The sequence below is a fragment of the Coleofasciculus sp. A1-SPW-01 genome, assembly GCF_040217205.1.
GTDB lineage: Bacteria > Cyanobacteriota > Cyanobacteriia > Cyanobacteriales > Coleofasciculaceae > Coleofasciculus > Coleofasciculus chthonoplastes_A.
In genome coordinates this window covers 1-14,834 of record NZ_JAVJNP010000179.1, presented here as the reverse complement: position 1 = coordinate 14,834, position 14,834 = coordinate 1, and the positions used below count along the sequence as shown (strand labels likewise).

Sequence of the window (14,834 nt, the reverse complement as noted above, 5' to 3'; positions counted from 1 at the left end):
GAAAAAAAATTTTTTATTGATTTTGCGAAAAGTGTCTTTGCCAACCCTATAGCTTTACATAACAGATTGGGTGTGGCGATTGTCCAGATCGGAATGTGCGATCGCCTGCCACTCACTCTCTAATTTTTGAGCGTTTAGCCAACCTATTTACGGATTGGCAGAGTTTTCTATGTCCCAAATTTCCACTTTGGATGCCAAAACACTTTGCCGAAAAACGTTTGCATCTGAAAAGGCTGAATTCTAAATAGTCATCCAACCGAAGTAGAGTTCAAGGAAAAATACAATGTACGATGTAAAACTTGTCGTTGACAAAATTGAAGTCAACGATACCACCGATAACAATGATTGGAAGACGTTCTTGGAAACATCAGATGAACTCTATTTTATTACCACGGGTTCTAGTTCATCGGGTGGCGAAATTGAAAGGCAAAAGGTTGATAGAGATACTGAAAATAAAGAGAGCTTAAGTGATATTGAGCTAAACAATTTTTCTTTGGGAATGAATGACAGTGCTGGATTGTCTGTCACGATTGGCGAAGATGATTTCAATTGGGATATCTTTAAAGCAATAGCCAATATAGTTGTAGGAGTTGTCAAAGGTATTTCCGCAATTGTCACAAACAATCCTAAGCTTGGCTTATCAGCAATCCAAGATTTAGCTACAGGCGGATATGGTCTTTATAAAGCTATCGGTGATTCAGCCGATGATGCAGTTGGTTCATTTGCTCTAGGAATGAATAGTGTTGATGGTCAACCAGAATTTTTTTGGATAGCTACTGGAAATGAAGAGGTTGGTAAGAACACAAACACAGAACTTGTCGCAACGGATGGATATAACTCAGCAGTATTCCGAGCAACAGGAGCCAAGGCTGATATCCTACTTCACGTATCGGCTCAATTTGTCGATACAGTAATTTCTGATATCAGTACGAGTCTTGCCGGTTTAGCTGAAAGTAAGCTCATCCTGAAAGGTAATAATCCAATTGATGCTTTCGGAAATTATCTCGATAACATTCTCATTGGCAATGACGCGAATAATATCATTAGAGGTTATGTAGGAAATGACTTCATTAATGCCGGTGATGGCGATGATGTCTTAGATGGTGGTTCAGGCAGCGACACCATGTTAGGCAAATTAGGCGATGATTATTATTTTGTTGATAGTGCTGCTGATGTGGTTGTCGAGAATGCTGCTGAGGGTAATGATACTGTCGAATCAAGCGTTACCTTTACTTTGGGCGATCATTTCGAGAATCTAATCTTGTCCGGTTCAGATGCCATCAATGGATATGGCAATAACCTTGATAACCAAATTATTGGAAATGATGCTGACAATATCTTAGAGGGACGCGATGGCAATGATATTGTACACGGTCGCGGTGGCGATGATACCCTCTTAGGAGGAACAGGCAATGACCACATCACCGGTGGCGGAGACAACGACCAAATTGACGGTGGCACAGGTAACGATCTCCTAAGTGGGGACAGTGGTAATCCTGGAGAAGATACAATTTCCGGTGGCGCAGGTGACGACATCATCGGCGGCGGTGGAAACCATGACATCATTAACGGTGATGAAGGCAATGACATTATTTGGGGGGATTCCTCCTTTGACATTATTGACGTTCGCACACCTGCCGCACCTGGCGCTGAAGGAAACGACACCATTGATGGGGGTAGTGGTAACGATGAGATTCACGGTGAAGCCGGAGATGATTTAATTACTGGTGATGCAGGCAATGACACCATTGATGGAGGTGAAGATATTGACACCATCAAAGGCGGTTTTGGAGACGACAGTCTTTATGGAGGCTCTGATAACGATTTTCTCATGGGAGAAGCCGGAAACGATCTAATTGATGGCGGCGAAGGGATAGATACAGTCAGTTACGAAAATTCCCCCAATGGTGTAATTGTCAATAGTGACGAGGTACTCGGTTACTCAAATCCTGATAATACTTTACCCATCGCTCTCGAACCCAACTTTACCATTCAATCCGGTACTGCTACTGATGGTTTTGACACGACAGATACCCTGAAAAACTTAGAAAACATCATTGGTTCCCCATTTGATGATGTCATCATCGGCAATCTCCAAGCCAATTCCATCCAAAGTTTAGATGGCAATGACTTACTAATTGGCAATAGCGGTAACGATACAATCGATGGTGGTGCAGGAATAGATACCATCAGCTACCATTATGACCCCAGTGCCGTTACTGTAAACTTAGCTGAAAACCAAGCCACTGATGGCTACGGAAGTACCGATACATTCTTGAACATAGAAAATATTATCGGTTCTGCCTTAGATGACCAAATCACTGGAGATAGCCAAGCTAATCATATTACCGCTGGAGCCGGGAACGATAGTATTAAAGGTGGTGCGGGTGACGACCAATTATATGGTGAAGCTGGTGATGATTTCCTCATGGGAGAAGCCGGAAACGATGTATTAGATGGCGGTGATGATATCGATACCGTCAGCTTTACCAACTCCCTGAATAGTGTCGTAATCAACCTGGATGAAATTAACAGCTACAGCAATCCAGGTGGATCTTTTCACACTACCATCCTCTCCACCACCCCCATTCCCACCGATATCGAACCCGCATTTACGATTAACCCAGGTACAGCCAGCGATGGATTTGGTACTACTGATATTCTCAGAAATATCGAAAACATTCTGGCTTCCCAAGATGACGATGTAATCATCGGAAATGCTCAGAATAACCACCTAGAAGGATTAGGCGGTAATGATGTTTTAATTGGCAATTCTGGGAATGATATCCTAGATGGTGGAGCCGGACTAGATACCATCAGTTACCGCCGAGATCCCAATGCTGTTACTGTTAACCTAGAGCAGGGAATAGCTACCGATGGTTGGGGTAACAGCGACCAACTATATAATGTAGAAAATGTCATTGGTTCCAATTCCAGCGATCGCTTGATTGGTGATGCTAATGCCAATACCATCATTACCGGAACTGGGGACGACTGGGTAGAAGCCAGAAATGGCGACGATATCATCTTCGGTGAAGAAGGTCAAGATACCCTATTCGCAGAAAACGGTAACGACTTCCTAGTTGGTGGTAAGGATGCAGATAGCCTCAATGGTGGCGAAGGAAACGATACCGCCTCCTATTTCACCGCCGCCTCCCGTGTCGCCGTTAGCCTCACCACCGGGAAAGGCTGGGTAGGAGATGCCAAAGGCGATCGCATCGAAGCTATTGAAAACCTGGAAGGCTCAGACTACGAAGACTTACTCATCGGCAATAGTATCAATAATACCCTGAGTGGATTAGCTGGCGATGACCTAATTTACGCAAAAGCAGGAGACGACGTACTTGATGGGGGTGATGGGAGCGATCGCTTATTTGCAGGTGATGGGAATGATACACTTTACGGACAAGCTGGAGAAGATCTCCTCAAAGGTCAAGCAGGCGATGACTTCCTTGATGGCGGTGATGGCAATGATCAACTGTATGGACACAAAGGAAACGATACCTTAGACGGTAATGCTGGTAACGATTACCTTGAAGGTGGCGTAGGAGATGACCAACTCACTGGTGGTGAGGGGAACGACCAACTCTACAGTCAATCTGGTGCAGATACCCTGAGTGGCGGAATCGGGGATGACTTACTTGATGGCGGGAACAGTGATGACATCCTCAGTGGTGGTGATGGAGATGACCAACTCTATGGTCAAAACGGTAATGATACCCTGAATGGAAATACCGGAAACGATTACCTCGACGGGGGTAACGGAAATGACCAACTCACAGGCGAAGAGGGAAATGACCGACTCTATGGTGACAACGGCAATGATACCCTTAATGGAAATGCCGGAAATGACCTCTTAGATGGGGGTAAGGGTCATGACCAACTTACAGGTGGCGACGGGAATGACCAACTCTATGGTCAACAGGGTAAAGATACCCTTGATGGCGAAACCGGAAATGATTCCCTTTGGGGAGGCGATCATAATGATATCCTCTTAGGACAAGCCGGAAATGATTACCTCGATGGCGGTAAAGGTGACGACCAATTAGACGGTGGTGAAGGAAAGGATCGCCTTTACGGTCAACAAGGCGAAGATATCCTCAAGGGTGGCACAGGAGATGACTATCTGGATGGCGGGTTAGACAACGACGAACTCTATGGGAACCAGGGGAACGATCGCATCTATGGTCAGGAAGGCTATGATACCCTTGATGGCGAAGACGGTCACGACTTCCTCGATGGTGGATTAGGAGACGATTTCATCTATGGTAAACAAGGAAGCGATCGCCTTTACGGTCAACAGGGTCAGGATTACCTGGATGGCGGTATCGGTGACGACCGACTCGAAGCCGGTGATGGGGATGACCAACTTTACGGTCAACAAGGTCGCGATTACCTTGATGGCGGCACTGGTGATGATTTCCTCTGGGGTGGCGATGACGCCGATAAACTCTTAGGACAATCAGGAAATGATTACCTAGATGCGGGTTCAGGAAATGACCAACTCATCGGTGGCGATGGCAATGATCAGCTTTACGGTCAAGATGGCGATGATACTATCAATGCTGGCGTTGGTAATGACTACCTCGAAGGTGGTTTAGGTAACGACCAACTCACAGGTGGTGATGGTAACGATTATCTCTACGGTCAAGATGGGGAAGACATCCTCAATGGAGATGCTGGCAATGATAACCTCTATGGTGGAGCCAACAACGACCAACTCAGCGGTGGTGATGGTAATGATCTTCTCTACGGTGAAGAGGGTAACGATATTATCGATGCTGGTCTAGGTGATGACTATTTAGAAGGCGGTTTCGGCGATGACCAACTTGCAGGTGGTGATGGCAATGATCAGCTTTACGGTCAAGATGGCGATGATACTATTGATGCTGGCGTTGGTAATGACTATCTCGAAGGCGGTTTAGGTGATGACCAACTCACAGGTGGTGACGGAGACGACTATCTCCAAGGTCAAGAGGGTAACGATACAATTGATGCTGGCGCTGGTAACGACTACCTAGTCGGTGGAAATGGAATCGATATCCTGTTTGGACAAGCCGGAGATGATTACCTTGAAGGTGGCGATGGGGACGATACCCTCTACGGCAATACTGGGAATGACGAACTCATCGGTGGTAATGGAAACGACCAACTCTACGCAGGTGAGGGTGACAATATTCTCAACGGTGGTCTAGGTCAAGATCTACTCTATAGCGGTACGGGTCGGGATATGTTCGTACTAGAGGCTGGTATGGGAGAGGACACCATCTTTGACTTTACGGTTGGGTTTGATTATCTCGGATTAGCCAATGGTTTAACCTTTGAGGATCTAACAATTACTCAAGGTAGCGGTAACAATGCTGAAAATACTGAAATTCGCATCCAAGAGAATGGGGAATTATTAACCTCATTGGTTGCGGTGCAATCTGATACTCTCTCCTTTTGGGATTTCGCTGTTATCTAACCCACATTCCGCAAATCCTGACTCAGATTTTAGAGAACTTGTAAAAATTTCAACCCAGAGAACTTTTGACTGTATTTACTGTATTGAATAAGGTGTGTTTATCGTGCATATACTCAATTTCTTCTCCAAAAAGCGTCCATCTGCAAAGGGATTCCAACCTCAATCAACTCAAGCCAAAGTACAGAGAGAAACCTTTGTACTAGAACCCATTTTAACTCCCAGTGGTCTGGTGGATAGTATGGATGATACCCCTGATATAGCGGGAGTTGAACTATCCTCTGACCCATTGGATCAAGTGCCTATCCCAGAGATTGATGATATCTTGCCTGACAGTATTCTGGACAATTCTATTCCAGATGAAGAATTAGAGGAGATTCCTTTTATCGCCGAGGAGGTATCTGAAATAGAAAAACCGCTAAACGTAGTTACATTAGAGAACCCTAATCCCACCTTTGAATCTGGAGTTTTCACAGTTGGTGACAGCGGCCAAGTTCAAGTTGACTTTCTCTTTGATGGCGGTAGCTACAAAGGAGAATTAGCCATCTTCAGTTTAGAGGGGATGGATCAGTTTGAACCGGGTTCAGAAGACTTTATCTTGGAAGCCAGTAGTCGTGCTTTAAGTAATTCTGAATTAGGTCACATTGTCATTTCTGATCAAACAGAAGGAGCAAAATTTAGTGGACAGCTTGGGGAAAGCGATCAAAATGCTGGGGACTATCTCGGTGCGAAGTCATTTGTGATGCGCCCTGGGGATAAGTTTGGCTTTATGTTAGTACCCAATGGTCAAGTGCAGCAGGTTTTTGATAACCCCGAAATTGAGGGTGTAGTACGTCCATTGTTCTCTTTAGCAACGGCTAACCCAGATGATGCATTTCATGTTGGGCAAATTGCCGATGTGACAGGGGATGGTAATACGTTCGTGATGGAAGACTGGCGGGTTGATACGGGGTCAGACCTAGATTATAACGATTTAATTTTCCAGGTCAGAGGTGCTACTGGAGAAGCAGTAGATTTAGATGATGTCATTGAAGGTGACGATTGGCGAGAAAGCAAACTAGGGCGAGATTTAATCAACTATACAGAAGAATCTGTATTTGAAGTGGAGTTAGACAACTTACAGACAGAGTTGTTTGAGGAGATCGACAATGGGCTAGATCAGTTCGACCAGATTGAAAAAACAGAAATTGATTCTTTCCCAGAAAAATTAGACCTTGCCTTGGAAAGTCCCGAAAACATTCTCGATAATGCTTTGGCTAAACTACCAGAGGATGTTAATGTTGCAGAAGAAAAATTAACCACTATTTTAGAACAAGAGATTACGGGTTTGCCTGATGAATTGAAGCGAACATTTGAAGATTTTTCTGACATATTGCCTCAAGATTTAGAGAATGCCCTGAGTAATTTTGAAACTACGCTAGACGGAAAACTTGCAGAACTAAGTGAGGTATACCCTCAAGAGCTAGATGAACTAATTCAAATACCGGAGGAACTCAACCAGGGAATCGATCAACTCAAAGGGGATCTGGATGAACTAAAAATGGCGATCGCAGATGAAGTATCAGAATTGCCAAACGATATCAGTACAGCTTTCCAAGAGTTAGAAGATTTGTTCGCAGAAGTTAAAACTGATATTGCGACAGAGGTTGATACTCAAGAACTGCGATCGCTGATGGATGACTTGCTGGTAGAGGTAGCTGCTGATTCAGAAGAAGATGAAACTATATTGGGTTCACTGAACTTTATCGGCACGGAAAATCCTTTAGAGCCAACAGAGTCCAATGGGTTTGAATTCCCTTCCCATAACCAACCGTTAATCGGTATTATTGACACGGGACTGGGCAGTAATAACCCAGATATTGACTATTCACGAATTATCTTAGGACGAGATTTCATTGATGGGGATAATAATCCTTTATTGCAAAAGAATGAAGGTGATGAACATGGCACTCATATTCTAGGTTTGATTGGTGCGACCCAAGATAATAACATTGGCATTAATGGAGTAAACGATAATGCACCTCTCTGGGTGGGACGGGCGGTTGGTTCTGGTCAGTGGGCAGATTCCTTAATTGAGTTTGTCGATGCAACCAAAGCATCTAATCAACCGAATGCGGTGGTTAATCTCAGTTTCGATCTAATTAAAACTAATCCAGATGGCAGTGAGACTACCCGTTTTGAATTAACAAACTATGAGCGTGCAGCGATTGAGTATGCCCGTCAAAATGGAGTGCTTCTTGTAGTGGCAGCAGGAAACCAAGGTGGAAGTATTTCTGCTTTGGGGCAGGCTTCGCGGGAATTCGATAACATCATCACAGTAGGTGCCACAGATCTGCTGGAGTCTCAAATTGAAGAGATTGTAAATACAGAATTAATTGATGATATTGAACGAGCTTCCTATTCTAACTATGGAGAGAGCCTAGATATTCTTGCTTCAGGAGGCTCAGACGAAAGTCCGGCTATCTCTACCGTGAAGAATGGTTTTGGTATTATGGCAGGAACATCGGTAGCTACGGCAAAGGTTACCGGGGCAGTCTCTCAGATTTGGGCGGCGAATCCTGACCTAAGCTATCAGCAAGTCATTGAAATTCTCAAGTCAACTGCCATAGACTTAAACACGTCTGGATGTGATGCTGAAACAGGTTCAGGATTGCTGGATTTGACAGCGGCTGTCAGTTTAGCTGCTGTAACAACACCAAATCGCTTAGAGCAGGAACCAGTTCCTTATACTCCATCTAATCCCAATAGCCCTGATGCTCAACTTACCTCTGAACGGGCTGCGGGTTGGGGTTGGTTCAAGCGAGCATTCAAAAAAGTTGGTAAGGCTATCAAGAAGGGTGTTAATAAGGTTGTTAGCGGAGTCAAAAAGGTTGTTAATAAAGTTACTAGCGGCATCAAGAAGGGAATTAGCACAATCTGGGGAGGTATTAAAAAACTTGGTAAACAGATCGGCAGTCGTCTTCTGAGTCCTATCAGCAAGTTTCTGGGCAAATTCAAAATTTTTAGTCAAATTGGTAACTTGATCAAGAAGATTGTTCGTCCTATTTGGAATGGCATAAAATGGGTTAGTCGCCAACTCTGGTATAAACTCCAGGGAATTTATCACCGGGTCGGACACTGGATTAATCAACTACCAAAGCGGGTAGCAAGAGTTGTTCAAGGCTTGTGGGAAGCTGTTAAAAGCTTTAAGCCCTGGGCAGTGTCATGGTGGAAATCGTTAGGGAAAGCAAAAACCTGGGAAGAGTTCGGTAAATGGTTAGGACGCAATCTAATTTATGTGGGAGAGCTTCTAGGTTTTCGTGAAATATATGACACAGTTATTGAATTTTACTACTTCAATAGTCGTCCACTAAAACCTCAAGAAATTAATTGGGCGAGAAGTGTATTTGGCGGATCAATTGACTACAGTGTTGTTCGATTAGAAACCAATTCACGAGGAACAAGCAAAGGAGCAAATGCTACAACGAAAGGCAACTTTATTGCCTTTCCCAAGGAAATAGTTACTGATGATATTTTTGTCCATGAGATGGTTCACGTATGGCAATATCAGAGCAATAGTGTTGATTTTTCTAAAGGAGGTGATTATCTATATGGCGGATCAAGCAAACTTAGACAATTAAAAAATAATGGTAAAGGTCTTCTAGACTCATGGTTTGGTCGGGAAAGGCAGGCAGAAATGGTGCAAGACTACTTTTTACTTAGAAATGGGAAGCCTACACAACCTAATCGTGGATACACAACCTCCCCAGCAGACTTGCCACTATATGTCTACTTTGTTAGAGAAACCTCAACTCTGACCGAAGCTCAACTTCTGGGCGTAGGTTATGGGTCACGCGCTCCACATTTATTCCAGGAAGCTTACAATAAGATCGACGGTTTCAGTCAAGAGATTTATCCAAAAAATCCAGCAAAAGGTGCTTACCGTTCCGGTAATAGCTGGATTCAGGATTTTGCTGATCAATCTGGAAAGACCATGTATTTAGTTCTTGAGGATGGTGCTAATCAAGCCTATTGGAGTCAAAATCCTATTAACAATACTAAGCTAGTGGATCTCTCTGGTCAGTACTTGAATGTGAACCCAGAACCCCTAAAAGCTGGAGATTACTTCGATGTTGATTTCAGAATTCAAAATACCGAGGTTAACTCTTCCGGAGACTTTGATGTTAAATTCTACCTCTCAAAAAATACCGATATTAGTGGTCTGAGTCCTCATGATCGCTATCTAGGTAGCTACAGCATTAATAATGTCGTTGGGAATAGCAGCACGTCAACCTTAACCAAACGCTTAAGGTTGCCAAGTTTGGGAGACTCTTATTGGAGTGGAGATGATACCTACTACATCGGTATGATTGTTGATGCGAATAAAGAAGTGGCAGAAACCAATGAATCCAACAATCGTAATACTGGCAAGTTGGATGATTACGATGATGTCAGAATCAATAATACTAAAGGTGCGACAGTAACTGTCAAAGTTAATCGTGTTAAAGGTGACTTCGATCCCTTATCAGTTGGTGGTTCTGATTTCTATAGCCGTATCTCTATTGGTAGTAACCAGTGGCGTAGTCCGACGAACAATAATGACAATGATTACAGTCCTAGTAATTGGAGTTACAGTCGGTATATCAACGGCACGACTGTCCCCATCGCTATTCAACTTTACGACCAAGACAACTTTTTCTTCTTGTTCAATCCTGATGATCACATTGATATCGATCCGAAATCAGGTAACAGGGACATCAATATTACCTATGATTTACGTACTGGTCGCGTCAGTGGTGATCTCACTGGATATAAGGGACGGTCACTTTATTCCCGTGGAGGGGGTGACTCGGATCAAGGAGAAATTTGGTTCACAGTAAATCAGTCTTGAGAGTGATCAAGTCAAGTACCTGCAATCAATAAGTGTTGTCGGTATTCACAAGGAGTATATGGAGAGCGATCGCTTCGCAGTTAACAAAATGAAGATTGCTCTCCATTATTAACCTTTACACCAGTTCGACAGAACTATTAATTCAGTTATGACTCTCAAAGATTCCCTAACCCAGGAAAATTATCAGGATTTGCTTTGTCCAGACCTAACCCAATACTGGACTTTAGCAAAAGTGCGAGATTCCAATAACATTATCCTTAGAGCCATAGAAGGTCAAGAGAAATTCCGCTTCTCCCCTATCGAAGGCTACACTCTACGTTACTTTACTGGACAATATACAGTTAGACAAATCCAACAATTCGTTCAGCAAGAATTCCCCAACGCTGACCCAAACTTAGTTGTCAACTTACTGCAAAAGCTCATTAGTCACAAGATTTTGGCATTCGATGAAACCCAAGAGAACCGGAAAGCCAATCAGCCGCAATACACATCTCCATCCTCAATCCCCAATCCCCACTCTCCTCGCCTCAAATCTGGTGTCTATTGGCTGTACCACCCTGAAGACTACTGGATTCTCCGCAACCCAGTAGCCGGAACCCATCGCGGACTGTTACAGAAAGATATCCCCATTCTCACCTTTCTCCAAGTCAGCCCTCACGATAAAGTCATTATCGACCAACTCGCCACACTCCCTCCCAAACAAATCAGTAACCCCAAACTTCGCTACCTGCTGCAACTCCTCACCGCCACCGCCATGCTGGAAGGGACACAACCCCCCAAACCCCGTCGGCGTAAATTCACCCCCTTACAGCTATTATTTTTCAAAGTTTCCCTATTCAACCCTGACCCCTGGCTAACTCAACACATTGACAAACTGCACTTTTTGTGGAGTCGCCCCTTCGCCTTTTTCCTCTGCTTATTTTTAGCCTTTTTCCTCGTTCTTGGACTCCACCAACACCTAGAAATTCTCTACCAAGGTCAACAACTTTGGCAACACTACAGCGCTTCCCTAATTATTCCCTTCATCCTACTTACCGCCTTAGTCGTCACCCTTCACGAACTGGGTCATGCCTTCACCTTAAAACAGTATGGCGGCATTGTTCCTGAAATGGGGTTCCTGTTTATGTGCCTGTTTCCGGCTGCCTATACCAATACCACCGATTCTTATTGCTTGTCACGCTGGCAAAGAATTCTAGTCGTTGGCGCAGGTATCCTCGTCCAAATCACCCTCGCCGCCATCGCCCTATGGTTGTGGAACCTCTCCACCACAGGGAATTGGCTCCATACTACCAGTTATTTACTCATGATAGCCAGTCTATTTACCATTGCCCTAAATCTCAATCCCCTAGCCAAATTCGATGGCTATTACCTCGCTGTCGCTATAACAGGAATTAACAATCTTCGTAACCGTGCTTTTAGCTTTTACGCTCACCTACTTACAGGTAAACCCATTAACGAAACCCGGAGGGATTCCTGGATTCTCGCCGCTTATGCTCCCTTAAGTCTTGCTTATATCTGGTTCGTCTTCGGGTTTCTCTTCTTGAGAATAACCGACTGGATTCTCCTAAATATCCCCACTACTGCTTTCCTCCTCTTGCTTATCTGGGCAATTTACTTCTATTTTCCTAGAAAGAGTTCAGTGGCAACAGGCAATAGGTAAACGACAACAGCGAATATAAAATTTACATACATTTTGACTTAACCGATTCATAAATACTTAAAGCTGATGACATCTCAACCTAATACCAAAAACTCCCTCAATAATGCCACCTCTCCTTTGCGAGTTGTTCCACCAACACCTCCTGCTGAGGAATCACCCCCACCCACTGAACCAGAAACGCTGATTGGGGGATCACCTCGTCAGCAAACAAATCCAACCCGAAATACTTCCACCTCATTTCCTTACAAACACCTCTTAGGTATCGGTATCGTCGTACTTGGCTTAGGCTTAATCAGTCAAATTCCTGTTTCCAACTCAGTTAATGCAGAAGCACAGTTAGAACCCGCACCCAATTCTCATCAAATCGTTTACACAGAAGTTCCCGGAACCCTGACTGAACTTCTAGTACAACCCAATCAACAAGTCCAAGTCAATCAAGCGATTGCAATTATCTCTACTGAGGATATGGATGTAGAAATTGCCCAATCCCAATCTGAATTTGACGAAGCAATTTCTAACTATAAATCTGCCTCATTTCAACTCAACACCCTCTCAGCCAAAATAAATGAAACATCCGTCAAAGAATCCTTAATAACCCAGCAAATCCAACAACTTCAGCAAGAATTTCCCCACCTCCCCGAAGTTGAAAAACTCAACCAAGAGATTGCCGCCCTGCAAAGCACAATTACTGGGGTACGCAGCCAGATAGCAGGAATAACTGAAACCTTAGCCAGAACTCAAGAACGCATTAGCCGATATCAAGATTTAGTTACCCAAGGTGTTCTCGCCCTCAATATCTTAGAAGATATGCAAGATAGAGAATCCCATCTTATTAGTGAAATTGCCACAAAAGCAAGCGAAATCAGCCAAATTAAACAACAAATTGGTGCAAAACAAGCTGAGATTAAAATCGTAACTAATAAAAAACAAGAGGAATTAGCCGACCTGCAAAACGAACTCCATACTCTAGCCGCTACCCGTCAAACGGCTACTGTAGAGTTATCCGCTGCTCGTAAAGGAGTTACCAGCCAACAACCATTACTCAACACCTTAAAAACGGAACTAGAAAGACGACAAAATAAACAACAAAATCATCAAATATTGAAAGCCAAACAAACGGGATTTATTATTACCCCAGATTTCCACAAACTCCTAGGTCGAAAAATGCCTGCGGGAGAACCGATTTTGGAGATTGCCGATTTAAGTCATCTTGTCGCCATTATTGAAGTTCCTCAAACTGACTCTGATATTGTAAAAGATGGAGCTAAAGTAACCTTCCGTCCCCTAGAACCTGGACTACCATCTTACACAACTCGCTTAGAAAAGATGGAATTAGTGATGCAGCCAGATCCCGCTCAACAGAAACAGCTACTAAAAGTTAGAGCTTTGATCAATAATTCTGAGCAACGCTTGATACCGGGTGCAAAAGTTTACGCTTCCATTGAATCCGAAAAAATGCCCCTTTATCAGAAAGTGCAACGAGAATTGATGAAACTGTTTAAGTTTCGCAAATATGGTTGGGGAAATTAGAAATTGGGAATGGGTAGTGAGCAAGATGCTCACACTAAAATGATTTCGCATTTCTTGACATTAAGGTTTAAATGCCGAACAGCTTAGGGATGGCAATGGGAGTTTTCGTACCGCTCGTCGAGCTAGCTGATTGGTTGAATACAAAGAAAATATTTTTTGGCTGTCATGCTTTATCCGGTTCATCATCCTCAATCTCCGGAGCCTCGAAGATAACTTCAAACTCAGAATTGGGGATAAACCGATTCAAAGCTCTGAGGTGATCCTGGGCATCTTGACGATTAAAGAACCGAGCTATGGTACACCTTTGACAATTGGGTAGGAGTCGAACAATTGCCCAAGGACGAGTCAAGTTTAGTAGAGGTTGAGTTCGTTGGGATGTTGTTTCTCCCTTCCTCAATGTCAAACCATTTTGCACAATCGATACCAGCCGCTGCCATGCTGGGCTAGTATCATTAGGAAGGATAGTCCAATCTTCCACGGGTGCCGGTAACCAAGTCAAAATGTAAGGTTTGCCTTCTTTGATGACTTGCCAAGATAGGCGGCGGTTTTGTTTAAGGCATTGATAGCCTTGCTGTCGGAGGATAGCACAAAGGTTCTCGCCTTCCTCCCGAAGGCGAAGCCAGTCTCGATGCTTCATAGTCAGTAAAAAAAGTAAATGAGTAAGTGGGTTACTGTTCGTGATCCCCAAGGCGATCGCTAGCACTATTCCTGAAATCCCATAAACGCGATCGCCCGATGCTGGTGACCTTATAGATTAGATATTTAAATCACACACTCAATGTTGCATAGGCATCTTTGAACTCGACTCAGACGTTCACACACAAGCAACGAACTCCGTTGCTTCTGGTTGATGGTCTTTTTTCAACGTATTAGGAATGGCAATAAAAAAACACCTTGGATCGAGGTGGAAATTTCCTTCAATTTGTGCATAAAGCCTTTCATGGCTCCTGATTGGGAAAACAGAGTAAATTGATTAGTTCAGGGGGAATCTCCTCAAAATGCTCCAAGACGAAATCCATTAGAGCAAGATGGCGCAAATCAGCAGGTTGAGGACGGCGATAGCTGCGACCTCGACTAAACCAACACTGAACAGTAGAAATTGAGCGAGAGCATACAGCAGCGAGTATCTCTTGAGTTACGGGCCATTTGCTATAAAACCGCTGAGGTGTCATTTTGGACTTTGGACAAAATCAGTATTTTTGCGTATTACTTACGCAAATAAAATAAGGAACAATAACTCCTCTATCTCAGCTCGAAGAAAAGCTCAGAAATACCGGATTTAGAAGGTTACAGAGTAAAGCTTAGGAGACTTG

The 14,834-nt window shown here is 43.7% G+C and carries 6 protein-coding genes; 4 read left to right on the top strand and 2 right to left on the bottom strand.

The annotated features are described in order from the left end of the window. Positions 1 to 283 precede the first annotated feature (283 nt). From RH949_RS26450 to RH949_RS26435, 4 genes are all read left to right on the top strand, one after another. A complete protein-coding gene (locus RH949_RS26450; RefSeq protein ID WP_446357333.1) occupies positions 284 to 5,464 on the top strand; it encodes a calcium-binding protein in 5,181 nt (1,726 codons plus the stop codon). Positions 5,465 to 5,567: 103 nt separating this feature from the next. After that, the gene (locus RH949_RS26445) at positions 5,568 to 10,331 is read left to right on the top strand and encodes a S8 family serine peptidase (RefSeq protein ID WP_232231742.1); all 4,764 of its coding nucleotides are present in this window, start codon (positions 5,568 to 5,570) and stop codon (positions 10,329 to 10,331) included. A 148-nt stretch (positions 10,332 to 10,479) separates the two neighbouring features. After that, the gene (locus RH949_RS26440) at positions 10,480 to 11,991 is read left to right on the top strand and encodes a site-2 protease family protein (protein ID WP_446357330.1); all 1,512 of its coding nucleotides are present in this window, start codon (positions 10,480 to 10,482) and stop codon (positions 11,989 to 11,991) included. A gap of 66 nt (positions 11,992 to 12,057) precedes the next feature. Further along, on the top strand, positions 12,058 to 13,521 hold the full coding sequence (locus tag RH949_RS26435; RefSeq protein WP_446357328.1) for an efflux RND transporter periplasmic adaptor subunit: 1,464 nt from the start codon (positions 12,058 to 12,060) through the stop codon (positions 13,519 to 13,521). 163 nt (positions 13,522 to 13,684) lie between these two features. Here RH949_RS26435 and RH949_RS26430 read toward each other — a convergent pair whose 3' ends face one another. Together RH949_RS26430 and RH949_RS26425 are read right to left on the bottom strand one after the other, a co-directional pair. After that, positions 13,685 to 14,158, bottom strand: coding sequence for a hypothetical protein (locus RH949_RS26430; RefSeq protein WP_446357326.1), 474 nt, complete (start codon positions 14,156 to 14,158; stop codon positions 13,685 to 13,687). 301 nt (positions 14,159 to 14,459) lie between these two features. Beyond that, positions 14,460 to 14,693 carry a helix-turn-helix domain-containing protein gene (locus RH949_RS26425; RefSeq protein WP_446357324.1) on the bottom strand — a complete coding sequence of 78 codons (234 nt, stop codon included), beginning with the start codon at positions 14,691 to 14,693 and terminating at the stop codon, positions 14,460 to 14,462. Positions 14,694 to 14,834: the final 141 nt, after the last annotated feature.